Source organism: Candidimonas humi (assembly GCF_019166065.1).
Classification (GTDB): domain Bacteria; phylum Pseudomonadota; class Gammaproteobacteria; order Burkholderiales; family Burkholderiaceae_B; genus Candidimonas; species Candidimonas humi.
The window spans coordinates 178,613-203,746 of the sequence record NZ_JAHTBN010000001.1 but is presented as its reverse complement, the minus strand read 5'-3'; the positions used below and the strand labels follow the sequence as shown (position 1 = coordinate 203,746).

Sequence of the window (25,134 nt, the reverse complement as noted above, 5' to 3'; positions counted from 1 at the left end):
AGAAATTCCAGAGAGTGCGGTACGTGTCAGGCGGAAGGCGCGTCTTGCGCCTCGCCCGCGGCCGCGCCCAGCGGCGCCGGGGCCTCGTGTCGCGCGGCCGAATGCAGGCTGCGCTTGCCCAGCGCGCGCAGCAGCACATAGAACACCGGCGTCAGGAAGAGCCCGAAGAACGTCACCCCGAGCATGCCGAAGAACACCGCCACGCCCATGGCATGGCGCATTTCGGACCCCGCGCCGCTGGCGGTGACCAGGGGCACCACGCCCATGATGAAGGCGATCGACGTCATCAGGATGGGCCGCAAGCGCAGGCGGCATGCCTCGATCGCCGCCTTTACCGCGCTGCTGCCTTGCAGTTCCAGTTCGCGGGCGAACTCCACGATCAGGATGGCGTTCTTGCAAGCCAGGCCCACCAGCACCATCAGGCCGATCTGGGTGAAGATGTTGTTGTCGCCGCGCGTCAGCCAGACGCCGGTCAGCGCGGCCAGCACGCCCATGGGCACGATCATGATCACCGCCAGCGGCAGCGCCAGGCTTTCATACAAGGCGGCCAGCACCAGGAACACCAGCAGCACACTGATGGGAAACACCCAGACGCCGGCATTGCCCACCAGGATCTGCTGATAGGTCAGGTCCGTCCATTCGAACTTGACACCGCGCGGCAGGGTTTGCGCGGCGATGCGCTCGGCGGCGGCCTGCGCCTGGTCCGACGAATAGCCGGGCGCCGGGCCGCCGTTGATGTCGGCCGCCGTGTAGCCGTTGTAGCGCACCACCATCTCGGGCCCATGGCCGGGCTCGACCTTCACCAGCGTCGACAGCGGCACCATGTCGCCGGCCCTGTTGCGGGTCTTAAGCTGCAGGATGTCCTCGGGTCGCGCGCGGAACGGCGCATCGGCCTGCACCCGCACCTGGTACACGCGGCCGAAGCGGTTGAAGTCGTTCACGTACAGCGATCCGAGGTAGATCTGCATCGTGTCGAACACATCGGTAACGGGTATGCCCAGTTGCTTGGCCTTGACGCGATCCAGGTCTACGTCCAGTTGCGGCACATTAACCTCGTAGCTGGAAAACGCCGGGCCGAGTTCCGGCGTCTTGCGCGCCTGGGCCAGGAAGGCCTGGGTCGCGGCATAGAGCTGGTTGTAGCCCAGCGCACCCCTGTCCTCCAGTTCCAGCTTGAAGCCGCCCATGGTGCCCAGCCCCATGACCGGCGGCGGCGGAAAGACGGCGATGAAGGACGATTTGATGGCGGCGAACTTCTGGTTGAGCGCGGCGGTGATGGCCTGCGCGGACAAGTCGGCGCCACGGCGCTGGCCGAAGGGCTTGAGCGTGAAAAACACGATGCCGGCGCTGGAACTGTTGGTAAAGCCGTTGATGGACAGGCCGGGAAATGCCACCGCGTCTTCGACGCCGGGCTGCTTCAGGCCTATGTCGCTCATGCTGCGTATCACCGATTCCGTGCGGTCCAGCGATGCGCCGCTGGGCAACTGGGCGAAGGCGATCAGGTATTGCTTGTCCTGCGCCGGCACGAAGCCGCCCGGAACGATATAGGACACGCCCGCCGTAAGCGCCAGGAGCAGCAGGTACACCCCCATGGAGGATGCCTTGCGCGCGATCACTCCCGACACGCCCGTGGAATAGCGCCGCGAGGACCAGCCGAAAAACCGGTTGAAGCGCGCGAAGAAGCCGCCGAGCACGCGGTTCATGACACGGGTCAGCGCATCGGGCTTCGCATCGTGCCCCTTGAGCAGCAGCGCCGCCAGGGCCGGCGACAGCGTCAGCGAATTGAAGGCCGAGATCACCGTCGAAATGGCGATCGTCATGGCGAACTGCTTGAAGAACTGCCCGCTCAGGCCGGTAATGAAAGCCATGGGCACGAACACCGCCACCAGCGTCAGCGCGATGGCGATGATGGGGCCGCTGACTTCGCGCATGGCGCGATAGGTAGCCGCGCGCGGCGCGAGGCCGGCGGCGATGTTGCGTTCGACGTTTTCCACCACCACGATGGCATCGTCGACCACGATGCCTATGGCCAGCACCAGCCCGAACAGCGACAGCGCATTGATGGTGTAGCCGAAGGCCAGCAGCAGGGAGAAAGTGCCGATGATGGAGACCGGCACCGCCAGCAGCGGGATGATGGAGGCGCGCCAGGTCTGCAGGAACACGATCACCACCAGCACCACCAGGGCGATGGCTTCCAGCAGCGTCTCGACCACTGCCTTGATGCTGGAACGCACGAACTGCGTCGGATCATAGACAATGCGGTACTGCACCGAGCCCGGGAAGTCGGCGGACAGTTCTTTCATGGCCGCCCGGACCTGGTCGGAAACCGCCAGCGCATTGGCGCCCGGCGACTGCATGATGCCCAGCGCCACCGCCGGCTTGTTGTCCAGCAGCGAACGCAGCCCGTATTCCGAAGCCGCCAATTCCACGCGCGCCACGTCGCCCAGCCGGGTCACCGCGCCATCGTCCGAAGTCTTGAGCACGATATTGGCGAAGTCTTCCGCAGTGTGCAGGCGTCCCTGGGCATTGACGGACAACTGCATGGGCACGTCGGGCGAACTGGGCGCCGCGCCGATCACGCCGGCGGCTACCTGCACGTTCTGCTCGCGTATGGCCGCCACCACGTCGGCCGCCGTCAGGCCGCGCTGCGCCACCTTGTGCGGATCGAGCCAGACGCGCATGGCATAGTCGCCCGCGCCCCAGAGCTGCACTTCGCCCACGCCGGGGATGCGCGCCAGCCGGTCTTTCACATTCAGCACCGCATAATTGCGCAGGTACGTCATGTCATAGCGATTGTCGGGCGAGATCAAGTGCACCACCATGGTCAGCGTGGGCGAACTCTTGACCGTCGTGACGCCGAGGCGCTGCACGTCCTCGGGCAGGCGCGGCAGCGCCTGCGCCACGCGATTCTGCACCAGTTGCTGGGCCTTGTCGGGGTCCACGCCCAGGCGGAAATTCACCGTCAAGGTCAGATTGCCGTCGCTATTGGCCTGGGATTGCATGTACAGCATGTCTTCCACGCCATTGATAGCTTCTTCCAGCGGCGCGGCGACCGTTTCGGCGATGACCTTGGGATTGGCCCCCGGGTATTGCGCACGCACCACCACCGAAGGCGGCACGACCTCGGGGTATTCCGATATCGGCAGGCGGAACATCGCCAGCGCGCCGGCCAGCAGGATCAGGATCGACAGCACGCCGGCGAATATGGGCCTGTCGATGAAGAATTTCGAGATATTCATGGAGTTTCCGATTGATGTGTGGCGCAAGCGGAGGGCCGCGCCCATCTTGGCGCACCAGCTTGCCGCGGCCTGCGCGGCCCGGCGCCCGGCTTGTCCCGGGGACACGCGGGGCCCTCGGGCGGCCGGCCAGGCCCCGAGCGCCGCGTTGCGGCAGTCGAGTCAGCGTCCGGGCCGGCGCGGCGCGCTCAGGATTTGCCGGCGCCCGCAGGCTCGGCCGCCGCCAGGTTCGCGTCGGCCCCTTGCATGGAGACCGTCCTGGCATTCAGCCTGTCGCCGGGGCGCACGCGCTGCAGGCCGTCGACGACGATGCGCTCGCCCGGTTTCAGGCCGCTTTCGACGACCCGGTAGCCCTCGTAGGCGCTTCCTATGCGCACGCCGCGATAATGGGCGCGGCCCGCGGCATCGATGACGATCACATAGCGCTTGTCCTGGTCGGTGCCCACCGCTTTTTCGTCGACCAGCACCGCCGGGTGCGGGACGCCGCCGCCCAGCCGGATGCGGGCATACAGCCCGGGCACGAGTGCGCCGTCGGCGTTGTCGAACACCGCCCTTACGCGTATGGTGCCGCTAGCGGTATCCAGCCGGTTGTCCACGGATTCCAGCCGGCCCTTGCGCGGATAGCCGCGCTCGTCGGCCAGGCCCAGGTACACCGGCAACTGCGCCCCGTGGGCCGGTGCGACGAACTGCAGGAAACTTTGCTCGTCCACATTGAACGAGGCATACATGCGCGCCACCGACACCAGGGTAGTCAGCGGCCTGGAGCCTGCGTCGGCCGACACCACATTGCCCGGGGTAATTTCGGCGCGCGAGACCCGGCCCGAAATCGGCGCGACGATGCGCGTGTGTTCCAGGTCGAGCTGCGCGGATTCCAGCGCGGCCTGCGCCGCCTGCAGATCGGCCGCGGCCACGCGCTGGACGTTGCGCTTCTCGTCGAAATCGCGCCGCGCGATGGCGTTGTCGGCCAGCAGGCGCCGGCCGCGGGCCAGGTCGGAATCCGCATAGGCGGCCCGGGCGCGCGCCGCCGCCAATTGGGCGCGTGCGCGATCCACTGCGGCAGCATAGGGGCGCGGATCGATGGTGAACAGTTCGTCGCCCTTGTGCACCAGGCTGCCGTCCTTGAAGTGCACGGCGATCAAGGTGCCGGACACCAGCGGCCGGATCTCGACCCGGTTCACGGCTTCGAGCCGGCCGGAATATTCATGCCAGTCGGTTATGTCGCGGCCGAGCGCCGCGGCCGCGTCGACCGGGACGGCAGGAGCCTGTGACGCGGCGCCGGCCTTTGCCTGGCTCGCGTCGGAATGCAGGGCGGCAAACCCGCCGCCCATGGCGGCCAACAGGGCGATGGCCGCAAAGGCCGATCGTTTGTATGGGAAATGCATGGAATCCCTCTTGGATATTGTGATTCGCGTATCCGCCGGCCGTGTCGTCAGGCCACCCCTGAGGGCGCGGGCCTCGACGGGCCGACAAGTTCCAGCCCACGCGGCGCGGCCCTCCCCAGGGCCAGTCGCCGCGGGCAGCCATCGCGGGCGCCGGCGGAATCGTCCGAAAGGTATGCATTATTAATGTTGATTGAATCCAGATAAATATCTATTATTTGCGAACACTATTCATCCAGAATGAACAATCCGTCCGGCGCAGCTTCCGTCCAGCACGGCCGCGCTGCGCCCGACACGCCTCCGGGAATCCATCCATGGACCGCTTCCAAGCCATGCAAGTCTTCATGCGCGTCGTCGATGCCAACAGCTTTACCAAGGCCGCCGACAGCCTGGGCCTGCCCCGCGCAACCGTGACCAACGCCATCCAGAGGCTGGAGCGCCGCCTGCAAGTGCGGCTCTTGAACCGCAGCACCCGCCGGCTCAGCCTGACGCCGGACGGCGCCGCCTATTACGAACGCTGCGCCGCCATCCTGGCCGACCTGGAAGAAGCGGAAGCGGCCTTCCAGGACGTGACCCGCGGCCCCAAGGGGCGCCTGCGCATCGATGCGCCTTCGTCCATAGGCAGGCTGGTCCTGATTCCCGCGCTATGCGAGTTCCACAGCCGCTACCCGGACATCGAACTGGCCATAGGCCTGGGCGACCGTCCCGTGGACCTGGTGCAGGAAGCGGTGGACTGCGCGATACGCGTGGGCGCCCTGCAGGACTCCAGCATGGTGGCCAAGCGCATAGGCACTTTCTCCAGCGTCACTTGCGCGGCGCCGTCCTATCTGGAAAGGCATGGCGAACCCGCAAGCCTGGAAGACCTGCAGAACCATTACGCGGTGAACTATTTTTCCAGCCGCACTGGGCGCAATATCGACTGGAGTTTCATGATCGACGGCGCCGCCACCGATGTGGCCATGTCCAGCACCGTCTCGGTCAACGACGCGGAAGCCTACGTGGCCTGCGCCTTGCAGGGCTTCGGGCTGATCCAGGTGGCGCGCTACATGGTGCTGCCGCACCTGGAATCGGGCGCGCTGCGCGAGGTGCTGCCGGCATGCGTGCCCGCGCCCATGCCTATTTCAGTGGTCTACCTGCGCAACCGGCATTTGTCGCCCAAAGTGCGTGTGTTCGTGGACTGGCTGGCGGAGCTTTTCGGCCGCTGCCCGCTGCTGGGCGGCTGCGGGCTGGCCGACGAAGCCGCAGACTGCTGCTTCGGGGGGCACTCGCGGTCCAATACCTTGCGCGACATACTCGAAGAGAAAAACCTGGCCGAAAGCGCATTCTGAGTTCGCGCCGCCCTGCGGGCCGCACGGCGACCGCGTACAATGACGGGCTGGCGCCGAGATGCCGCCCTGCGCCGGGCGACACTGCGGCGTCCGTCCACGACCCATATTCTTCAAATCCATACCGATGACCCACATTCTGCAGCATATCCCCACCGGCAAGCGCGTCGGCATTGCCTTTTCCGGCGGCCTGGACACCAGTGCGGCCCTGCTCTGGATGCGCCAGAAAGGCGCGATTCCCTACGCCTACACCGCCAATCTCGGCCAGCCCGACGAGCCCGACTACGAAGACATCCCTCGCCGCGCCCGCGAATACGGCGCGGAAAAGGCGCGCCTGGTCGATTGCCGCCAGCAACTGGCGGCCGAGGGCATTGCCGCGCTGCAGTCCGGGGCCTTCCATATTTCCACCGCCGGCATCACTTACTTCAACACCACGCCGCTGGGGCGGGCCGTGACCGGCACGATGCTGGTGGCCGCCATGAAGGAAGACGACGTCAATATCTGGGGCGACGGCAGCACCTTCAAGGGCAACGACATCGAGCGCTTCCACCGCTACGGCCTGCTCACCAACCCGAACCTGCAGATCTACAAGCCCTGGCTCGACCAGGCCTTCATCGATGAGCTGGGCGGACGCGCGGAAATGTCCGAATTCATGCGCCAGGCCGGCTTCGACTATCGCATGTCGGCGGAAAAGGCCTACTCGACCGATTCCAATATGCTGGGGGCCACGCACGAGGCCAAGGATCTCGAGCACCTGAACCGCGGCATCAAGATCGTGCAGCCCATCATGGGCGTGGCTTTCTGGCGCGAAGACGTCGCCGTCAAGCCCGAAGAAGTCCGGGTCCGCTTCGAAGAAGGCCGCCCGGTGGCTCTCAATGGAGTGGAATACACCGACGCCGTCGAACTCATACTCGAAGCCAACCGCATCGGCGGGCGCCACGGACTGGGCATGAGCGACCAGATCGAGAACCGCATCATCGAAGCCAAGAGCCGCGGCATCTACGAAGCCCCGGGGCTGGCGCTGCTGTTCGCCGCCTACGAACGCCTGGTCACTGGTATCCACAATGAAGATACCATCCAGCAGTACCGCGACAATGGCCGCCACCTGGGCCGGCTGCTCTACCAGGGCCGCTGGTTCGACCCGCAGGCGCTGATGCTGCGCGAAACCGCGCAGCGCTGGGTGGCGCGCGCCGTCACCGGCGAAGTCACGCTGGAACTGCGCCGCGGCAACGACTATTCGATCCTCGACACCACCTCGCCCAACCTGACCTACAAGCCCGAGCGGCTCACCATGGAAAAAGGCGAATCGGCGTTCTCGCCGCTAGACCGCATCGGCCAGCTCACCATGCGCACGCTGGACATCGTCGACACGCGCGAGAAGCTGATGACTTACGCGCGCAGCGGCCTGCTCAGTTCCGCCGGCAACGCCCCGCTGCCCAAGCTCGAAGAAAAATAAAGGCGCCGCGCGGATACGGATCCCCGGGCATCGCCGTCCGGGGTCACATCCGCGTAAGCCGGGCCCGCAAAAACCGGGCCCGCATCAAACCGGAACCTGCAAGTCGACGCGGGCCGCCAGCGCCTGCTTGCGGGCGTGGCAACCGTCGACGTGATCGTTGACCAGCCCCATGGCCTGCATCAGCGCATACATGGTGGTGGGGCCCACGAAGGTCCAGCCGCGTTTTTTCAAGTCTTTGGACAGGGCCACCGATTCGGGCGACGTCGTCATGGTACGCAGCGCCTCGTAGGTGATGCGTTTCGGGCGCGATGCGCGTTCGGGTTCGTAGCGCCACAAGTAGGCCGCCAGCGAGCCGTACTGCTCGCGCAGCTCGATCGCCCGTTTTGCGTTATTGATCGCCGAATCGATCTTGCCGCGATGGCGCACGATGCCGGCATTGTCCATCAGGCGCTGCACGTCGCGCGCGCCGAAGCGCGCCACGCGTTCCATGTCGAAGCCGGCGAAAGCCTCGCGAAACGCCGGGCGCTTGTGCAGGATGGTGCTCCAACTGAGGCCTGCCTGGAAACCTTCCAGGCAGATCTTCTCGAACAGCCGCGTCTCGTCGATGACGGGAAAGCCCCACTCATGGTCGTGGTAATGGCGATAGGCCTCGCTCGCCTGGCACCAGATGCAGCGCTTGAGCTTGTCTTCGCCCGCAAACAGGCCGCTTGCGGCTGCCCGATTCTCGCCCATATCGATCACTCCGTTGGCGGCCGCGGCCGCAGTCGAATGACCGTACTATAGAACACTCAGTCGCGCGGCGGCTCGCCAGCCACGCAACGGTAGATCAGCGCGCCGATGATGCCGCCCACGATGGGCGCGACCCAGAACAGCCATAGCTGCGACAGGGCCCAATCGCCGACGAGCAAGGCTGGCCCCGTGCTGCGCGCCGGGTTGACCGAGGTATTGGTTACCGGGATGGTGACCAGGTGGATCAAGGTTAGGCACAGGCCGATCGCGATCGGCGCCAGGGCCGCCGGCGCCCGCTTGTCGGTGGCGCCCATGATCACGAACAGGAATGCCGCGGTCATCACCACTTCTATCACTGCGCAGGACAGCAAGGGGTATCCGCCCGGCGAGTGCGCGCCGTAGCCATTCGAGGCCAGGCCCGCCGACAGGCTGAATCCGGCCTTGCCGCTGGCGATGACATACAGCACCGAGGCCGCGATGATGGCGCCTATCACTTGCGCAACGATATAGGCCGGCAGCTCGCGAGCGGGAAAGCGCCCGCCCGCGGCCAGGCCTATGGAAACTGCCGGATTCAAGTGGCAGCCCGAAATATGGCCGATGGCGAAAGCCATGGTCAGCAAGGTCAGCCCGAACGCCAGGGCGACTCCCGCGAAGCCTATGCCGAATTGCGGAAAGCCCGCGGCCAGCACGGCGCTGCCGCAGCCGCCGAATACCAGCCAGAAGGTTCCGATCAATTCCGCCAGGGCGCGTTTGGACAATGGCATGACTTTCTCCTGTTCTTCAGTTCTACGATCATTGCAAGAAAGAACCGGGCGGCCCCGGCAAGCGATGCCGATCCAGGCGCATCGGCCCTCGCGGGCCGCCACCCGCTTGCGGACGCAACTGATGCTCATACCGATGCGCGCCCACGGCCTGACATGGTAATGTCGCAATGCGGAATCAGGACATGCGCCGCAGCCGAATTGACAATTTTTGTCGAATAATCGACATGGCGGCCTTGCGCATCGACATTTGCGCTTGCTTGCGGCAAAACACTGTATCTATCAACAGGAAAATAGACAGCGGGCGGACAAATCCCCGCCTCCACTTAAAATCCAACTTAAATAAATGATGTAACTAGCTAATAATACTGGTACTTTTTTGTTTTTCTCTGATATTATCTGCTCCACTACGCTCGCCCACCAGAGCGACGCGAATCTCGATGCCCAACCGCCCAGCGATCATCATGCGACACTTCTTGAAACACAAGATTCTATTGGCCCTGTTGCCCGCCGCGGCATTGTCTTTCAGCCTTGCCATGCCTACGGCGGCTCAGGCTGCCGGGCCGGCGTCGCATGTGCAAACCAAGGCCAAGAAAGTCCATCACGCCCGCAAGGTGGTGCATCGCCATCATGTCATCCATCGCACCAATGTGCGGCGCGGCCACGAATCCGGCGTGCGCAAGGTTTCCTACGACAGCCGCGACACCGCCGCGCGCCGCAGCATCGAATCGCTGGCCGCCCACGCATCCCTGAAGTCTGAAGTCGCCTACGTCCAGGACCTCGAAAATTCCACGGTGCTCTACAACAAGAACAGCGATGAAGTCCGCCCCATCGCCTCGATCTCCAAGCTCATGACCGCGCTGATCGTCACCGAGGCCAAGCAGCCCATGGACGAGATGCTTACCATCACCGAAGACGACGTCGACCACCTGCGCCATTCGCGTTCGCGCCTGGTCGTGGGCGCCCGCCTGAGCCGCACCGACATGCTGCACCTGGCGCTGATGTCATCCGAGAACCGGGCAGCGCATGCGCTGGCCCGCAACTATCCGGGCGGCGTGCGCGCCTTCGTGCGCGCCATGAACGACAAGGCTCGCGCCCTGGGCATGCGCAAGACGCATTTCCTCGAACCCACGGGCCTGTCCAGCGATAATGTTTCGACCCCGCGCGACCTGGTCAAGCTGCTGGTGGCCGTCAGCAAGCAACCGCTGATCCATCGCTACACCACCGCCGACCACTACGAAGTCGACATCGGGCGCGGCCGCCGCCTGGCGTTCAACAACACCAACGGGCTGGTGCGCAACCACAAGTGGGACATCCAGATCTCCAAGACCGGCTTCATCAACGAGTCCGGCGAATGCCTGGTCATGCTCACCCGCATCGACCGCCGCGAAGTCGCCATCGTGCTGCTGAACTCGGTCGGGCGCTATTCCCGCGTCGGTGACGCCGTGCGGGTGCGCAACCTGGTCGAGCGCGAAACCAACCTGGCCATGATGTAAGGCGCGGGCCCGCGCCCCGCCTTGCCGGTACGCGCCGCATGTGCATAGCCTATCTGGCGCTGGGCGCGCATCGCGACTGGCCGGTGCTGGTCGCCGCCAATCGCGACGAATTCCACGCACGCCCCGCCCTCGCGGCCGCGCCATGGCCGCAACAACCCGACATCATCGCCGGCACCGACGTGCGCGCCGGCGGCACCTGGCTCGGGGTGCGCCGCGACGGCCGCTATGCACTGATCACCAACTATCGCGACCCGGCTGCCGGACAGTTGCCCGCGGCGCCGTCGCGCGGCGCGCTGGTCAGCGATTTCCTCTCGGGCGGCCTGGACGCCGGCGCCTACATCCGGCAGGTACACGCAAGCGCCGCCGCTTATAACGGCTTCAATCTGATCGTGGGCGATGCCGAGGGTGCGTATTATCTCGGCAACCGCGACCCCGCGGGCCAGGTGCGCAGCTTGGCCGCCGGCCGCTATGTGCTGTCCAACCATTTGCTGGATACGCCCTGGCCCAAGTCGCGGCGGCTGCGCGCCGCCCTGGATGCCCTGGACCCGTCCGGGCTCGATCGTTCGCTTACGCCGGTATTCGAGATCTTGCGCGATCGCACGCCGGCCGAAGACCACACGCTGCCGCGCACCGGCATTCCGCTCGAGCGCGAACGGCTGCTGAGCAGTCCCTTCATCGTCAGCCCCGACTACGGCACGCGCTGCTCCACCGTAGTGGCCATGCGCGCCGACGGCCACTGCATCCTGAGCGAAACCACATACGATCCGCAAGGCATTGCGATCGAGCGCCATGACTGGCCCTACACGCGCACGACGCGGAACTCGAGCCGCGCCTGATCATCCAATAGACACGGCTTTCGTGTTTATCGTGGTCGCAGCGGGTTTCGGTCTTGCTGCCTGTTTTTAGTTTTACGCCCTGTTTTTACAGGCCGCGTCGCGACACTGTTTTTTGTGGTGCCATTGGTTCTATGGCGCTGCTTTTTCCGTGACATCCGCTTTCACAGTCTCGCCTTTCACGACATGGCGCTGCCTTGCGTACGCCCCCAGGGACGATCGTAAAAAAGCGTATCGGCCGCTGCAGGAATAAAATCGGTAGATCGAAAGCCAGTCCTCCAGGAGAAAAACATGCAGAAAATTTCCACAAGCACTGTGCATTCTTCCACTGGCGCACGCCGCCGCGCCGCGCCGAAACTGGCGTGGGCGGCAATGCTGCTGGCCGGCGTGCTGGCGGGCGCGCAGGCCTATGCCGCGCTGCCGCCCCTTCAACACCAAGGCTCGGTGGAATACGTCAGCGGCGGCATAGGCAGCGACGAATCCGCGTCCTTCAAAGAAGCCGCCACCCAGTTCCCGCTGGCGCTGACATTCGCCAGCAATGTCGACGGCAATGCCGCCTATGTGGCCGAGGTGCAGGTGGTCATACGCGACAGCCACGACGCCAGCGTGCTGAACGCCGCGTCCCAGGGGCCTTATTTCCTGGTGCGCCTGCCCGCCGGCGACTACAAAGTGTTCGCCACCTACAAGGGCCAGACCCAATCGCGCAGCGTACAGGTGCACGACCAGGGCACGGCGCGCGCCGTCTTCGAATGGAAGTGACCCGGGCGGAAATGGCCCGGGCGGGCATGCCCCGTAAGGAACCAGGCTTGCGGCCGGGCCTTTACGGCCTCAGTGCAAGGTAGGCTTGCCGCCACGGTCCGGCGGCGTGCCCGAGGGCGTATCGTCCGACGCGGAGCCGCCGGATGCCGCTGCGCCCGTATCGGCATCATCGTCCTGCTCTTGCGCTTGCCGGCTCAGTTCGCCCAGCGCCGCTTCCCAGCTTCTCAGGGGCAGGCAGGTCTGCAGGCGGTGCAGGGCCTGCTGGATCAGGGCTTCGTGCAATTCATGGCCGACGGTCGAGGCGATGTCCAGGGTTGCATCGCCGCGCAGTTCAGCCAGGTGGGCGTGCGCTTCGCGCGCCCGATCGGCGGGGATGACCCGGTCGGCGGCGCCGTGCAGCAGGTGCAAGGTAGTGACCGGCGGCGCCTCTAGCGGCAGGCGGGCGTAACGCCCGGAAAAAGCCAGGGCCCGTCCGGCCAGGCCGGGCTGGGCCGAGCAGGCTTCCAGCACCAGCATCGCCCCTACGCCGAAGCCCGCCAGGGCGGTTTGCTCGCCGGACAATTCGTAGCGGGCCTGCAGGCCCCGTACGAGTTCCGTCAATGCGGGCAATGCGCGCGCCACGCGTTCGGGCAGCTTCGCTTCGCCCTGGGCATCGGGGTCGGGTTCCAGCCAGCCGTACTGGCCGTTTTCATCGCGGACCGGGCCATACGGCAGTACCACCAGCGCATTGACGAATGTCTTCTTGCAGGCCTGCGCCAGCGGCAGCAGTTGCTGCGGGCCGGCCGCCTCGTCGTGCACCAGCACGAAAAGCTGCTGCGGGGCGCCTTGCTCGGGAAACAGGGTCAAGGGTTCGGGGGCTGCGGGTGTCGTGATCGGCATAGAGGTGCTGTGGTGTGTCGCGTTGCAGGATTGCGGCGCGCACCGGCGCGCGCAAGCTCGTATTTCGATGATACACACTTACATCAATCCTGCCATGCCCCCTACAATACTGTTTTTTTATACAGTAAAATAGCCGGAACATAAGCCGAAACATAAGCACCAGGCAGACCATGAAGCCCCCGCGTTCCCCCGCCCTGCTGCATCCCGAGCGCATCCACCCCGCCTTGTGGCGGGGTTCGCAACTCGCGCAGGGGCGGCAGGCCACCCTCTCCACCGGCTACACCGAGCTCGACCGCGAACTGCCCGGCGGCGGCTGGCCCCTGGGCGCCTTGGTCGAACTCATGCCCTGCCGGCCCGGCATAGGCGAAGTCCAGCTGCTGCGTCCCGCCCTGCAGCGGCTGGAACCCTGCCGGCGCATCGTACTGGTCGATCCGCCCCATGTACCCGACATTGCCTGCTGGCAGCGCTGGCGCCTGCAAGAACGGCGCCTGCTCTGGGTCTGCCCCGCCACGGCCGCCGACGGCCTGTGGGCCGTCGAACAGATACTGCGGCACCAGGCTTGCGCCGCCGTGCTGCTCTGGGCCGGCCATATACGTTCCCCCGCATTGCGGCGCCTGCAGTGGCTGGCACAGGGCAGCGACACGCTGTGCGCCCTGTTCCGGCCGGTCGAAGCCGCGCACCAGCCCAGCTCCGCGCCGCTGCGCCTGCAACTGGCCCCCGCGCCGCAAGGGCTATCCCTGACCATCGTCAAGCGGCACGGGCCGGCCTGCCCGCATCCCATCGTCCTGTCCTTCGGCGGCATGCGTTCCCGCAGCGACGCCGCCTCGTCCCATGCAGCTCTGGATCAGCCTCTACCTGCCCACGCACAGCCTGGACGCCCTGTTCCCGAACTGGTCGGCTGAGGCGCCGCAGGCGGCGGTCCTGCGCCAGGGCCGGGTCTGCGCCTGCACGCCGGCCGCCCTGGCCCTGGGGCTGCGTCCGGGCATGCGCCGCGGCAGCGCGCTGGGCCTGGCGCCGGGCATCATCCTGCGCGAAGAAGACCCGCAGGCCGAAGACGCCTGCTTGCGGCAACTGGCGCTCGCCATGCTGCAATACACGCCGCGCCTGGCCTATTTCGACGCGCACACCCTGGTGCTGGATGTCGGCGCCAGCCTGCGCCTGTTCGGCGGCCCGCGCGCCCTCGGGCGCAGGCTCGCCGCCAGTCTCGCCGCGCTGCAGGCCAGGGCCCGCCTGGGCATGGCCCCCACCGCCGCCGGCGCCTGCATGCTGGCCTGGCGCGCAGGTACGGGCGTGCGGCGCCGCACGCTCTGCACGGATACGCTGCGGCGCTTGCTGGACGAATTGCCTGCCGCCTCGCTGCCCGCCGGCGAGACCCATGCCGCCTGGTTCGACGACATAGGCTGCAGCACGCTGGGCCAGTTGCGCTGCCTGCCTCGCAAGGGCCTGCAGCGCCGCAGCGCGCCCGCCGTGGTTCGCAGCCTGGATGCGGCCTATGGCGACGCCGACGAGCACTTCGTATGGTTCGAGGCGCCGCCGCGATTCGCGCAGCGCCACGATTTCATCGAGCGCATCGAGCACGTCGCCGGCCTGCGGCATGCGGCGGTCCGGCTCATCGAACTGCTGTGCGGCTGGCTGCAGGCGCGGCACGGCGCCACCGACAGGCTCGACTTCCTGCTGCATCACGAAAAAGGCCGCCACGCCAGGCCTCCCACCGCCCTGGGCCTGGCCTTCTCGCAGGCCGCATGGCAGGCTGGCGATTTCCTGGCGGTCCTGGACGAACGCCTGCGCGGCATGAGCCTGGAAGCTCCCGCCATTGCGCTGGAACTCTCCGTCGATCGCATCGAAGCCAGGCCCGGACAGAGCCAGGGCCTGTTCATCGAACCAACACAGTGGGCTTCCCGCGAAGGCCGCCTGCTGGACGTGCTGCGCGTCCGCCTGGGGCCGCAAGGCCTGTGGCAGCCCCGCCCGCGCGCCGACCACCGGCCCGAACACGCCAATCTGTGGGAACCCCTGACACCGGATTCCTATCCCGGCCGCGGCGCCGCGCGGCCTCAAGAAGCAGCAGACGCGCCCACCGTCGACGCGGCCGGCGCATCCGACACGCCCGACGGCCAGGCAGCAGGCCGCTTTCCCGGCACAGACAGGCCCTTCTGGCTGCTGCGCGCCGCCATTCCCCTCGAAACCCGCAACGACCGCCCCTGCTACCAGGGTGCGGCGCTGCGGCTGGTGCGCGGGCCCGAACGCATAGAGGCCGGCTGGTGGGACGATGCCGGGCATGTCTCGCGCGACTACTTCGTGGCCCAGGACGCCTCCGCGGCACGCTACTGGATCTACCTGGACCACAAGCCCGGCCAGCCGCGCTGGTTCCTGCACGGCCTGTTCGCCTGATCCGCGGCACAGGCCGCGCCCGCCATATCTTCCGTCGCCGTCCCGCTACTTTCCCGCTACTTTCCCGCTACTTTCCCGCTACTTTTGCCCGCCATGTCTCCCGCCTCGCCTGATCCGCCAGCCTCGCCCGACTCATCCGCCATGCGCGCCGACTGTGCCATGCCCGGCCTGGCGCTGCCCGGCTACGCCGAGCTCGACTGCCTGTCGAACTTCTCGTTCCTGCGCGGCGCCTCGCATCCCCATGAACTGGTAGAGCAAGCCGCTGCGCTGCGCTACCGGGCCCTGGCCCTGGCCGACGAATGCTCGCTGGCCGGCATCGTGCGGGCGCACGTCGCGGCCAAGGAATCCGGCATCAAGCTGCTCGTCGGCAGCCGGTTCGTCCTGGACGACGGCCCCGCCGAGCTCATCGTCCTGGCCCGCACGCTGGAGGGCTACGGCAACCTGTCCGAGCTGATCACCCTGGCACGCTCGCGTTGCGCCAAAGGCAGCTACCGCCTGGAAGCGTCCGACATGCTTTCGCCTCCACGCGGCTGGGAACACCTGCGCCATCTGCCGGACTGCCTGGTCATCTTCAAGCCCGGCGACATGTCGCGGCAACAGGCCTGGCAAGCGCAACTGGAAGCGCTGCGCGCAGCCTACGCCGGCCGCTTGTGGCTGGGGCTGAGCCGGCACTATCGGGCCGGCGACACGCGTCCCGATGCCGCGCTGCGGGCCTGGTCGCAGCGGCTGAGCATCCCCCTGGCCGCGCTGGGCGGCGTGGAAATGCACCAGCGCTCGCGCCAGTCGCTGCACGATACCCTGACGGCCATCCGCCTCAAGCGTCCCATCAGCGAATGCGGCTATGCGCTCAAGGCCAACGCCGAGCAGCACTTGCGGCCGCTGGAGCGCCTGGCCCTGCTCTTTCCCGTGGACGCCCTGCGGGCAACCATGGAAATCAGCGCACGCTGCACTTTGAACCTGGACGACATCCGCTACGAATACCCGGAAGAAATCGTGCCGGCCGGCCACAGCGTCCAGACCTACCTGCGCGAACAAACCTATGCCGGCGCCCGGCGGCGCTACCCCGGCGGCATTCCCCACGCAGTCGGCAAACAGCTCGAAGACGAACTGGCCATCATTGCCGAACTGGAATACGAACCCTATTTCCTGACCGTCTACGACATCGTGCGGCAAGCCCGCGAACTGGGCATACTGTGCCAGGGCCGCGGCTCGGCGGCCAACTCGGCCGTGTGCTACTGCCTGGGCATCACCGAGGTCGACCCCACCCAGACCAAGCTGCTGTTCGCGCGCTTCATCAGCCGCAAGCGCAACGAGCCGCCCGATATCGACGTAGACTTCGAACACCAGCGACGCGAAGAAATCATCCAGTACATCTACGAAAAATACGGCCGCCACCGTACCGCGCTGGCCGCGGTCGCCATCACCTACCGGCTGCGCAGCGCCTTGCGCGACACCGGCAAGGCGCTGGGGCTGGACCTGGAACTCATAGAACGCGTGGTGCGCTCCTGCCAGTATTGGGACGGCAAGCAGGCCCTGCTGGCCAAGGCTGCCGCGCAAGGCCTGGATCCGCAATCCCCCACGATCCAGTCCTGGGTCTGGCTGACCGAGCACCTGATCGGCTTTCCGCGCCATTTGTCGCAGCACCCCGGGGGCTTCGTCATCGCGCGCAGCAAGCTCACGCGCCTGGTGCCCATCGAAAACGCGGCTATGCCCGAGCGCCGCGTGGTCCAGTGGGACAAGGACGATCTCGACGCCCTGGGCCTGCTCAAGGTCGACGTGCTGTCCCTGGGCATGCTCTCAGCGCTGCGCCGCGCCCTGGCCCTGACCCACTGGTGCCGGCAAGAGCCGATGCCCATGCAGGCCATACCGCGCGACGATGCCGAGGTCTACAAGATGATCCAGCGCGCCGACACCATAGGCGTGTTCCAGATCGAATCGCGGGCGCAGATGAGCATGCTGCCGCGCCTGAAGCCCAAGACCTTCTACGACCTGGTGGTGCAAGTGGCCATCGTGCGGCCCGGCCCCATCCAGGGCGGCATGGTGCATCCCTACCTGCAGCAGCGCGAGACATTCCAGGCCGACGTCTGTCCGCCCGGCCTGGAAGGCATACTCGGGCGCACCCTGGGCATACCCATCTTCCAGGAACAGGCCATGCAGATCGCCAAGGAAGCCGCGGGTTTCAGCGACGACGAGGCCGACGAGCTGCGCCGCTCCATGGCAGCCTGGCGCCGCAAGGGCGGCATCCACAAGTTCCACGACAAATTGATAGAAGGAATGAAGAGCAACGGCTACGGCGAAGATTTCCCCGAACGCATCTTCAAGCAACTGGAAGGCTTCGGCGAATATGGCTTCCCCGAAAGCCACGCGGCCAGCTTCGCCATCCTGGCCTACATCAGCGCCTGGCTCAAGCGGCACGAGCCCGAGGCCTTTCTGGCCGCCTTGCTGAATTCACAGCCCATGGGTTTTTATTCCCCGCGCCAACTGGTGCAGGACGCCCGCAGGCACGGCGTGCGAGTGCTGCCGGTGGACGTCGCCGCCAGCAACTGGGAAGCCGGCTTCGAATGGCACGCGCCGAATGGGCCTGCACCGGACAGGCATGCGCCTGGCCGCGCAACACCGGGCGGCCCGCCTGCTCCCACTGCGCAAGCGCAGTCCGCCGGCAATCTGGGGCCTTACGATCCCGACCCGGCCGTGCCCCGTCCCCAAGTGCGGCTGGGGCTGAACCAGGTCAAGGGCTTGTCGTCCCAGGCGGCGCAACGCATCGAGGCAGCCCGGCGCGCAAGGCCTTATGCCGATACGCATGACCTGGCGCTGCGCGCCGGCCTGGAACGCCACGACATGGATGCGCTGGCTGCCGCCGACGCGTTGCGCTCGCTCAGCGGCCATAGGCGCCAGGCCCACTGGCAGGCGGCAAGCATTCCGTTCAGGGACATGCTGCGCCCCGCCCCCATTGTCGAGGCGGAACAGCCCGTGCTGCCCGCCCCCACCGAAGGCCAGGCCGTGCTGGCCGACTACCGCGCCACCGGGCTGACGCTGGGCCGCCATCCCGTGGCGCTGCTGCGCCCGGTATTGCAGGCGCGGCGCTTCGCCTGCGCTGCCGATCTCGCCGGCTATCCAGACCGGCGCCTGGCGCGGGCCTGCGGGCTGGTCACCATGCGCCAGCGCCCCCTGACCGCCAAGGGCATTGTCTTCGTCAGCATCGAGGACGAAACCGGGGCGGTCAATCTGATAGTGCGGCCCGAGCTGGTCGAGCGCCAGCGCGCCGAACTCGTGCACGCCCGCCTGCTGGGGGTCTACGGCGTCTGGCAGCGGCGCCACGAGGTCGCGCACCTGATCGCCCACCGCCTGGTGGATCTCAGCCAGCTGCTGGGCGGCCTGGAAGTCCCCAGCCGCGATTTCCATTGAAGAGCGCCCGCGGCTTTCACTGTCGAACGGGCAGGGCGCAGGCGATTTACATCGCTGCCCGGCGCCCGCGCGGCGCACGGTAAAATGCCGGTAGCACGACGCCGCGCAATCGGCCGGCGCCGGAACATGCATGCGGGTTTCCAGGCGCCGCAACAAGCGCGCCGCGCCGGCAAGGCGCGGCCAGGTTTTATCCAGGGCAACTGCCGCCGCCATCGCAAACCCGCACCGGACTATGGGAAATAAAACATGAGCAACACGCTCAAGCCTCGGCTGGCCGAGGCCGTCAAGAACGCCATGCGCGCCAAGGATACCGCGCGGCTGGGCACGCTGCGTTTCCTGCTGGCTGCCGTCAAGCAGAAAGAAGTCGACGAGCGCCTCGAACTCGATGACGCCGCCGTCACCGCCATCATCGAGAAACAGGTCAAACAGCGGCGCGAATCGATTGCCGCCTTCGAGCAGGCCGGCCGTGCCGAAACCGCCGCGCAGGAACAGGCCGAACTGGCCGTGCTGCAGGAATTCCTGCCCCAGGCCGCCAGCGCCGAAGAGGTCGATGCCGCCATCCAGGCGGCCATGGCCGAGATCGCCGCTCAAGGCCTGAGCGGCGGTCCTGCCATGGGCAAGATCATGGGCCTGCTGAAAACGCGACTGGCCGGCCGTGCCGACATGGCCGCCGTTTCGGCCCAAGTCAAGGCCAGGCTGGCCTGATCCTGAGGGCGCCAGCCCGCGCCAGGCCATCCCGACACGATGCCGGTGTCCCGCCAGGGGCGCCTGCCCGGCCTTCGGCCCGGGCTGGCATCCCCGATCAAGACCTGATCAAAGATACGCGGTGCAGACCGAGGTATCCATGAACACGGATTCGCGCATGGCCCGCAGCGCCTTGGCATCCCATATGGAACGCCCCCAAACGGTCTGGATCACGCGCGTATGCCCGGCATCCAGCGCCTGGAACTGGGTGCGCGCCACCGTGCTGTCGCCCAGGGGCGCAAGCACGTCGACGCTGCCCGAACGCGAGGCACGATCCAGCTTGCCCCGCACGTTATAGGCGTTCTGGCCGCGCAGGCACTTCTGCGCCTGGTCTTCCGCACGGTGGTATACCGTCAGGTAATCCCGCGGCACCGTATAGGAAATCGTGGGGGAATTTCCCTGTATGCCGATCGCGCAACCCGACAGCAATCCCGCGGCCAGCAAGCCGCAAATCCAAACTTTCATTCTGGCTCCTTGAGGCCTGCGCGCACGCGCTGTTTGTTCGTATTCTACGGGGCCGCCGCGGCTACGGGGCCCCGCTGCCTGCTCAGCCGTTGCAAGTCTCCAGCTCGGCGGCATCCTGTTCGGATTCCAGGCTCGGGTAATCCGTATACCCATGGGGACCCGAGGCGTAGAAAGTGCCGGCGTCCCACTGATTCAAGGGGCGATCACCACGCAGCCTCTGCGCCAGGTCCGGGTTGGCGATATAGAGCTTGCCGAAAGCCACCGCATCGGCATCGCCGCGATCCACGACCTGCTGCGCGCTGTCCAGGTCGAAGCCTTCATTGGCGATGACCGGACCGCCGAACGCGCGCTTGACCAGGGGCAGCAGGCTATCGGGGCCCAGCGCTTCGCGTATGCATAGAAAGGCCACGCTACGCCGGCCCAGTTCGGCAGCCACCTGGCCGAACACAGCGGCCGGGTTGGAATCGGAAATCGAATGCGCACCGCCCCGGGGCGACAAGTGCACGCCCACGCGATCCGCGCCCCATACCCCGATGCAGGCATCGACGACTTCCAGCAACAAACGAGCGCGGTTCTGTACAGGCCCGCCATACGCATCGAGACGCTTGTTGGCGCCATCCTGCAGGAACTGGTCGAGCAGATACCCATTGGCGCCGTGGACTTCGACGCCGTCGAAGCCCGCCTCGAGCGCATTGCGCGCGCCGCGCTCGAAATCGGCGACGATGCCGGGCAGTTCGGCGAGTTCCAGCGCCCGCGGCGTCACGTAGTCGATCCTGGGACGCAACAAGGCGACATGGCCGCCGCAGGGTATAGCGCTGGGCGCCACCGGCAGATCGCCGTCGAGGAAGACGGGATCGGACACCCGCCCCACGTGCCAGAGTTGCAGGAACATCTTGCCCCCGCGCTCGTGCACCGCCTGCGTGATGCGGCGCCAGCCCTGCACCTGCTCGGCGGACCAGATGCCCGGGGTGTCGGGGTAGCCCACACCTTGGGCGGACACCGAGGTCGCCTCGGACAGGATCAGGCCGGCGCCGGCGCGCTGGCGATAATATTCCATCATCAAGTCGTTGGGCACGCGGCCGGCCGACGCGCGGGTGCGCGTCAGCGGCGACATGACGATGCGGTTATTCAGCTGGGTCGCCCCGAACTGCACGGGCTTGAATAAATCGATCATAGCTTCACTTCCGTGTCGAGATCACGGTACCGAGTGTACGCTATGCTGCAACGCAAAAAAAGTGCGCCGCCGACTATTTCTCGAAGCCGTACAGGGTCGCAGGGTTGTCCACCAGCACGCGCTGCAGCAGCGCATCGTCGGGCACCCAGCGCCGCAGGGTATTGAGCAGCACGCCATCGTCGGGCACATGGCCCGGGTCGAAATAATTGATGTGCGGCCAGTCGCTGCCCCACACGACATGCTCGGGGTTGGCCCGCAGCAGGCTCAGCGCATAGGCATCGACATCGCTGTAATCGCCCCTGCGCTTGGTGTTGCGGTCGGCCCCCGATATCTTGGTCCATGCCGTTCCGTCGGCCAGCATGGCGCACAGTTTCTTGAAGCCCGGATTGTCCACGCCCAGTTCGGTATTCATCCGGCCCATGTGGTCCACCACCAGGGGGATGCCGAGCTGTTCGAGTTCCGGCGCCAGGTCGGGCAGGTCCGGCGCATGCACCCATATCTGCGCGTGCAGGCCGAGCTCGCGCATGACCGGCGCCAGCGCCTGCAACGCCTCGAAGCCCACGCCGTTCTTGTATACCGAACGGCCATTGAGCCGGTACAGATTGAAGCGCAGGCCCGCCACCCCGGCCTCGCGCCAGGCCGCCAGCGTGGCGCGGTCGGTGCTGCCGTCGCAGACCGCCACGGCGCGCAAGCGCTGCGGATGCTTGCCCAGCGCATCCAGCACCGAGCTGTTGTCGGTGCCGCAGGCGCTGGCCGTGACCAGCACGCCGCGCGCCATTCCCAGCCTGTCCAGATGCCAGAGGAAGCGCCCGACGTCGTTTTCCGCCGGCGTGTAGCTGCGCTCTTCGGCCAGCGGATAGCGATCATAGGGCCCGAATATGTGCGCGTGGGAATCGCACGCATTCGCAGGCATCGCGAAAGTCAGTTTCTGGAATGCGTCCAGAGGCGCGCAGCAAGCATTCGACATATCTACCGCCATCTCCTACTTTTTGAGTTTGCCTTCGGCGCTGAGCTTGCCGGCGATCTTGCTTTCATCGTCGATCATGCTCATGAATTTCTCGGGCGTGGACGAAATGGCCGAGCTGCCCACCTTGCCGAGCACATTGCGCACCGACGGGTCCTGCGCCACTTTCTGCAGGGCCTTGTTGAGCGTATTCACGACATCGTCGGGGGTCTTCTCGGGCACCAGCAGGCCGGTGCTGGTGGAAGCATCCACACCCTTGACGCCGGCTTCCTGCAACGTCGGCACATTGGGCAGGTCGGGCACCCGGTTGGCCGTCATCACCGCCAGGGCCTTGAGGTTGCCGGAATGGACCTGCGGCGCCGAGCTGCTGAGCTGGTCGACAACCACGTCGATCTGATTGCCCAGCAGATCCACCAGAGCGGGGCCCGATCCCTTGTAGGGGATGGCCGAGAACTTGCAATTCGAGGCCTCTTCGAGGCGGATCAGGCCGATGTAGTTGGTAGTGCCGATGCCCGAGTGGCCCACCGTCACCTTGCCGGGATTGGCGCAGGCGTATTTCATCAGGTCCTGGATGGTCTTGAACTTGCTCTTGCCATTGACGTCGATGATCAGCGGCGTATAGGCCACCAGCCCGACGGCGCGGAAGCTCTTGAGGCTATATGGCGTCTTGGTCATGTACGGCGTGACGGCGATCGCGTTGGGCGTGGTCACCAGCAGCGTATAGCCGTCCGGCTTGGTGCGCGCCACATAGCCCGCACCGATGGAGCCGCCGGCGCCGGGCTTGTTTTCTACCACGACCGATTCGCCACCCAGCGCCTTGGACAGGGCCGGGGCGATGGCGCGCGCAGTGATGTCGAGATTGCCGCCTGGGGCGAAGGGCACGATCATCGTGATGGTCCGGTCGGGATAGGCGGCCAGCGCTGCGGAGCTGGCCGCCATGGCGGCGCATAGCAGGGACAGCTTGAAAATCTTGTTGGTGGACATGGGGTTCTCCTTGGAGCGTTATCTAAGAGTTATGAACAGCGGGTAGCGGCGCAGCGCCCGGGCGGACGCAGGCCGCAAAATACGCCCGATGCCCGGCCAGGCGGCCGGCGCACGGAACGTCAGTCGCGATAGGAAGGGTCGATGCGATCGAGCTTCCTGAGCAGCGCGGGCCATTCCATCAGCCCGTAAGGCCGGCGGGTGCCGGGTTGATAATTGTTCCAGGTGTCCTGCAGCACTTCCGGGCTGACTTTGGACAGCGGCGTATTGCAGGCCATCGCGGCGAGCTGCGTGCGGCAGGCCAGTTCCAGCCGGTGCATCCAGTTGAATGCTTCACCGATGCTCTTGCCCACCGTGATGGCGCCGTGGTTGCGCAGGATCAAGGCCTCGCTGTCGCCCAGGTCGCGCACCAGGGATTCTTTCTCGGATTCGTTGAGCACCACGCCTACGTAATCGTGATAGCCGATCTTCAGGAAGCGCATGGACGTCTGCGTGATGGGCAGCAGGCCGCATTCCAGCGCCGACACCGCCATGGTGGGCCAGCTGTGGATGTGGATGACGCAGGCCACGTCGTGGCGCGCTTCGTGGATGGCGCTATGAATGACGTAACCCGCCTTGTTGACCCCGTAGTTCAGGGAGCCGAAGTCGGGCTGGGACAGGATCTTGCCGCTGAGATCCACCTTGATCAGGCTGGAAGCCGTGATTTCCTCGTACATCATGCCGTAGGCATTGATGAGGAAAGCCCCGTCCTCGCCCGGCACATTGCACGAAATATGATTGGCGATCATGTCCGACATGCCGTACATGTACACCAGCCGATAACAGGCGGCCAGATCGACGCGCCGCTGCCATTCCTCGGGGGAACACTTGTCCTTCATGGAAGATATCTTCAATGCCTGATCGGCCATGGCTTACCTCTGCAATTGTTGCCTGAATGGGCGTACGGCCCCCCCGTACCGGGCAAGCCGCGCGAAACCGCTGCCGCACCAGGGCGGCGGACCTCGATCTCGAAACTCTATGCCCTCTTCGAGCCAGGCGCTAGACAGCACGGCACAAGAGGGGTTTAATAAAATTAAAGACTTGCCACCCTCGGGCCCAGGCCCGCCGTGCGCGCCCAGGCCGGCGAAGGCCATCGGACCGAGCGTATAAAAGACCGCACTATGAGGTATCAATCCAAGCAATGGAACTCAGGCAATTACGCTATTTCGTGCGGGTCGTCGAACTGGGCAGCATGGGGCGCGCGGCGCTCGAGCTGGACGTGACCACCTCGACCCTCAGCCAGCAGATCAGCCGCCTCGAGAGCGAACTCTCGACCCGATTGCTGCAGCGCCTGTCCACCGGCGTCGTGCCCACCGGCGCGGGCATCGAGTTCTGGCAACACGCGCAGACCGTGCTGCGCCAGGTCGAGATCGCCGCCAACGCGGCGCAGGAAGGCAGGCTGTCGGGCGCGGTGAGAATCGGCATGGCGCCTACCTCCGCGCTGCGCCTGGCGCTGCCCCTGATCCGCGCCATGCGCGAACGCTATCCCAAGATACGGGTGAATATCGTCGAGGGCCTCTCGGCCTACCTGACCGTGCTGCTCGACGCCCGCCGGCTCGACCTGAGCCTGCGCTTCGACATGGGCGAAGACCCGCGCATGCACGTCAGGCCGCTGCTCAAGGAATACCTGTACGTCATCGGTCGCAGCGACCTGCCCGGCATGCCGCGCGGGCGCAGCACGCGCCTGGAGCACCTGTCCAAGCTGCCGCTGATCCTGCCCAGCGGCCGGCACACCCTGGTCAGCATCATCATGAACGCCTTCAAGCGGCGCAACACCGTACCCAATGTGGTGTCGGAAATCGACGGGCTGAACACCCTGATGGGCGCGGTGCAGACCGGCATGGGCGCTACGATCCATCCCAGCTCGGCGGTATCGGTCACGAACGACGAACGCATCGTGCTGGTGCCCATCGCCGATAAATCGCTGTACCGCTGCAGCATCCTGACCAGCCACCCCGACGACGAGTTGTCTCCCGCCGCCCTGGCCACCCGCGTCGTGCTCAGGGAGGTGGCGCACGGCCTGATCCGCAGCGGAGACTGGGAAGGTGCCTCCATCCTCGACGAGAAAGGGCTCGAGCCGGCGCCTATCGTGTAGGATCCGGCGCATGCGCCGGTATGCATGGC

Annotated in this window: 20 protein-coding genes; 10 read left to right on the top strand and 10 right to left on the bottom strand. The window is 66.2% G+C overall.

The window, feature by feature from the left end:
* Positions 1–26: 26 nt before the first annotated feature.
* Positions 27–3,236: an efflux RND transporter permease subunit gene (locus tag KVP10_RS00910; protein ID WP_217962586.1), complete on the bottom strand. Its 3,210-nt coding sequence runs from the start codon at positions 3,234–3,236 to the stop codon at positions 27–29.
* Positions 3,237–3,421: 185 nt separating this feature from the next.
* Positions 3,422–4,615 (bottom strand): efflux RND transporter periplasmic adaptor subunit, encoded by a 1,194-nt coding sequence (locus KVP10_RS00905; RefSeq protein WP_217962585.1) that lies wholly within the window; start codon positions 4,613–4,615, stop codon positions 3,422–3,424.
* Between the two features lie 311 nt (positions 4,616–4,926).
* On the opposite strand from KVP10_RS00905, the gene KVP10_RS00900 reads away from it, so the two are divergent.
* Positions 4,927–5,940, top strand: a complete 1,014-nt coding sequence (locus KVP10_RS00900; protein ID WP_217962584.1) for a LysR family transcriptional regulator — start codon at positions 4,927–4,929, stop codon at positions 5,938–5,940.
* 124 nt (positions 5,941–6,064) lie between these two features.
* Positions 6,065–7,393, top strand: coding sequence for an argininosuccinate synthase (gene argG / locus KVP10_RS00895; protein ID WP_217962583.1), 1,329 nt, complete (start codon positions 6,065–6,067; stop codon positions 7,391–7,393).
* 84 nt (positions 7,394–7,477) lie between these two features.
* Here argG and KVP10_RS00890 read toward each other — a convergent pair whose 3' ends face one another.
* Positions 7,478–8,125, bottom strand: coding sequence for a DNA-3-methyladenine glycosylase I (locus KVP10_RS00890; protein ID WP_217962582.1), 648 nt, complete (start codon positions 8,123–8,125; stop codon positions 7,478–7,480).
* 56 nt (positions 8,126–8,181) lie between these two features.
* The gene (gene aqpZ, locus KVP10_RS00885; protein ID WP_217962581.1) at positions 8,182–8,886 is read right to left on the bottom strand and encodes an aquaporin Z; all 705 of its coding nucleotides are present in this window, start codon (positions 8,884–8,886) and stop codon (positions 8,182–8,184) included.
* A 473-nt stretch (positions 8,887–9,359) separates the two neighbouring features.
* On the opposite strand from aqpZ, the gene pbpG reads away from it, so the two are divergent.
* From pbpG to KVP10_RS00870, 3 genes are all read left to right on the top strand, one after another.
* The gene (pbpG, locus tag KVP10_RS00880) at positions 9,360–10,379 is read left to right on the top strand and encodes a D-alanyl-D-alanine endopeptidase (protein ID WP_246600229.1); all 1,020 of its coding nucleotides are present in this window, start codon (positions 9,360–9,362) and stop codon (positions 10,377–10,379) included.
* 38 nt (positions 10,380–10,417) lie between these two features.
* Positions 10,418–11,215 (top strand): NRDE family protein, encoded by a 798-nt coding sequence (locus KVP10_RS00875; protein WP_217962580.1) that lies wholly within the window; start codon positions 10,418–10,420, stop codon positions 11,213–11,215.
* 369 nt (positions 11,216–11,584) lie between these two features.
* On the top strand, positions 11,585–11,971 hold the full coding sequence (locus KVP10_RS00870) for a carboxypeptidase-like regulatory domain-containing protein (protein WP_217963047.1): 387 nt from the start codon (positions 11,585–11,587) through the stop codon (positions 11,969–11,971).
* Between the two features lie 69 nt (positions 11,972–12,040).
* On the opposite strand, the gene ypfH is transcribed toward KVP10_RS00870, so the two are convergent.
* Complete coding sequence (gene ypfH, locus KVP10_RS00865; RefSeq protein ID WP_217962579.1) at positions 12,041–12,850, bottom strand: esterase; 810 nt, start codon at positions 12,848–12,850, stop codon at positions 12,041–12,043.
* Between the two features lie 170 nt (positions 12,851–13,020).
* Between ypfH and imuA the strand changes: the two genes are divergently transcribed.
* From imuA to KVP10_RS00845, 4 genes are all read left to right on the top strand, one after another.
* On the top strand, positions 13,021–13,752 hold the full coding sequence (gene imuA, locus KVP10_RS00860) for a translesion DNA synthesis-associated protein ImuA (RefSeq protein ID WP_246600228.1): 732 nt from the start codon (positions 13,021–13,023) through the stop codon (positions 13,750–13,752).
* Positions 13,682–15,238: a Y-family DNA polymerase gene (locus tag KVP10_RS00855; protein ID WP_217962578.1), complete on the top strand. Its 1,557-nt coding sequence runs from the start codon at positions 13,682–13,684 to the stop codon at positions 15,236–15,238. The genes imuA and KVP10_RS00855 overlap by 71 nt, the downstream gene beginning before the upstream one ends.
* Before the next feature lie 141 nt (positions 15,239–15,379).
* Positions 15,380–18,643 carry an error-prone DNA polymerase gene (locus tag KVP10_RS00850; RefSeq protein ID WP_246600227.1) on the top strand — a complete coding sequence of 1,088 codons (3,264 nt, stop codon included), beginning with the start codon at positions 15,380–15,382 and terminating at the stop codon, positions 18,641–18,643.
* Positions 18,644–18,889: 246 nt separating this feature from the next.
* Complete coding sequence (locus KVP10_RS00845) at positions 18,890–19,348, top strand: GatB/YqeY domain-containing protein (protein ID WP_217962576.1); 459 nt, start codon at positions 18,890–18,892, stop codon at positions 19,346–19,348.
* Positions 19,349–19,456: 108 nt separating this feature from the next.
* On the opposite strand, the gene KVP10_RS00840 is transcribed toward KVP10_RS00845, so the two are convergent.
* The 5 genes from KVP10_RS00840 to KVP10_RS00820 form a co-directional block, all read right to left on the bottom strand.
* Positions 19,457–19,852 (bottom strand): BPTD_2524 family lipoprotein, encoded by a 396-nt coding sequence (locus KVP10_RS00840; protein WP_217962575.1) that lies wholly within the window; start codon positions 19,850–19,852, stop codon positions 19,457–19,459.
* Between the two features lie 82 nt (positions 19,853–19,934).
* On the bottom strand, positions 19,935–21,026 hold the full coding sequence (locus KVP10_RS00835; protein ID WP_217962574.1) for an alkene reductase: 1,092 nt from the start codon (positions 21,024–21,026) through the stop codon (positions 19,935–19,937).
* Positions 21,027–21,099: 73 nt separating this feature from the next.
* Positions 21,100–21,993, bottom strand: coding sequence for an amidohydrolase family protein (locus KVP10_RS00830; RefSeq protein ID WP_217962573.1), 894 nt, complete (start codon positions 21,991–21,993; stop codon positions 21,100–21,102).
* Positions 21,994–22,008: 15 nt separating this feature from the next.
* Entirely contained in the window at positions 22,009–22,974 is a 966-nt protein-coding gene (locus KVP10_RS00825; RefSeq protein ID WP_246600225.1) for a Bug family tripartite tricarboxylate transporter substrate binding protein, read from the bottom strand.
* Between the two features lie 119 nt (positions 22,975–23,093).
* Positions 23,094–23,879: a class II aldolase/adducin family protein gene (locus tag KVP10_RS00820; protein WP_246600224.1), complete on the bottom strand. Its 786-nt coding sequence runs from the start codon at positions 23,877–23,879 to the stop codon at positions 23,094–23,096.
* A 272-nt stretch (positions 23,880–24,151) separates the two neighbouring features.
* Here KVP10_RS00820 and KVP10_RS00815 point away from each other — a divergent pair, with 272 nt between their 5' ends.
* On the top strand, positions 24,152–25,105 hold the full coding sequence (locus tag KVP10_RS00815; protein WP_217962572.1) for a LysR family transcriptional regulator: 954 nt from the start codon (positions 24,152–24,154) through the stop codon (positions 25,103–25,105).
* Positions 25,106–25,134 lie beyond the last annotated feature (29 nt).

Excerpts from the sequence above, each read along its gene's own strand:
- ypfH (WP_217962579.1), bottom strand. The coding sequence starts at position 12,850 with ATGCCGATCACGACACCCGCAGCCCCCGAACCCTTGACCCTGTTTCCC.
- KVP10_RS00875 (WP_217962580.1), top strand. The coding sequence starts at position 10,418 with ATGTGCATAGCCTATCTGGCGCTGGGCGCGCATCGCGACTGGCCGGTG.
- KVP10_RS00870 (WP_217963047.1), top strand. The coding sequence starts at position 11,585 with ATGCTGCTGGCCGGCGTGCTGGCGGGCGCGCAGGCCTATGCCGCGCTG.
- argG (WP_217962583.1), top strand. The coding sequence starts at position 6,065 with ATGACCCACATTCTGCAGCATATCCCCACCGGCAAGCGCGTCGGCATT.
- KVP10_RS00815 (WP_217962572.1), top strand. The coding sequence starts at position 24,152 with ATGGAACTCAGGCAATTACGCTATTTCGTGCGGGTCGTCGAACTGGGC.
- aqpZ (WP_217962581.1), bottom strand. The coding sequence starts at position 8,886 with ATGCCATTGTCCAAACGCGCCCTGGCGGAATTGATCGGAACCTTCTGG.
- imuA (WP_246600228.1), top strand. The coding sequence starts at position 13,021 with ATGAAGCCCCCGCGTTCCCCCGCCCTGCTGCATCCCGAGCGCATCCAC.
- KVP10_RS00850 (WP_246600227.1), top strand. The coding sequence starts at position 15,380 with ATGCGCGCCGACTGTGCCATGCCCGGCCTGGCGCTGCCCGGCTACGCC.
- KVP10_RS00820 (WP_246600224.1), bottom strand. The coding sequence starts at position 23,879 with ATGGCCGATCAGGCATTGAAGATATCTTCCATGAAGGACAAGTGTTCC.
- KVP10_RS00845 (WP_217962576.1), top strand. The coding sequence starts at position 18,890 with ATGAGCAACACGCTCAAGCCTCGGCTGGCCGAGGCCGTCAAGAACGCC.
- KVP10_RS00900 (WP_217962584.1), top strand. The coding sequence starts at position 4,927 with ATGGACCGCTTCCAAGCCATGCAAGTCTTCATGCGCGTCGTCGATGCC.
- KVP10_RS00825 (WP_246600225.1), bottom strand. The coding sequence starts at position 22,974 with ATGTCCACCAACAAGATTTTCAAGCTGTCCCTGCTATGCGCCGCCATG.
- KVP10_RS00905 (WP_217962585.1), bottom strand. The coding sequence starts at position 4,615 with ATGCATTTCCCATACAAACGATCGGCCTTTGCGGCCATCGCCCTGTTG.
- KVP10_RS00830 (WP_217962573.1), bottom strand. The coding sequence starts at position 21,993 with ATGTCGAATGCTTGCTGCGCGCCTCTGGACGCATTCCAGAAACTGACT.
- KVP10_RS00855 (WP_217962578.1), top strand. The coding sequence starts at position 13,682 with ATGCAGCTCTGGATCAGCCTCTACCTGCCCACGCACAGCCTGGACGCC.
- KVP10_RS00910 (WP_217962586.1), bottom strand. The coding sequence starts at position 3,236 with ATGAATATCTCGAAATTCTTCATCGACAGGCCCATATTCGCCGGCGTG.
- KVP10_RS00840 (WP_217962575.1), bottom strand. The coding sequence starts at position 19,852 with ATGAAAGTTTGGATTTGCGGCTTGCTGGCCGCGGGATTGCTGTCGGGT.
- KVP10_RS00835 (WP_217962574.1), bottom strand. The coding sequence starts at position 21,026 with ATGATCGATTTATTCAAGCCCGTGCAGTTCGGGGCGACCCAGCTGAAT.
- KVP10_RS00890 (WP_217962582.1), bottom strand. The coding sequence starts at position 8,125 with ATGGGCGAGAATCGGGCAGCCGCAAGCGGCCTGTTTGCGGGCGAAGAC.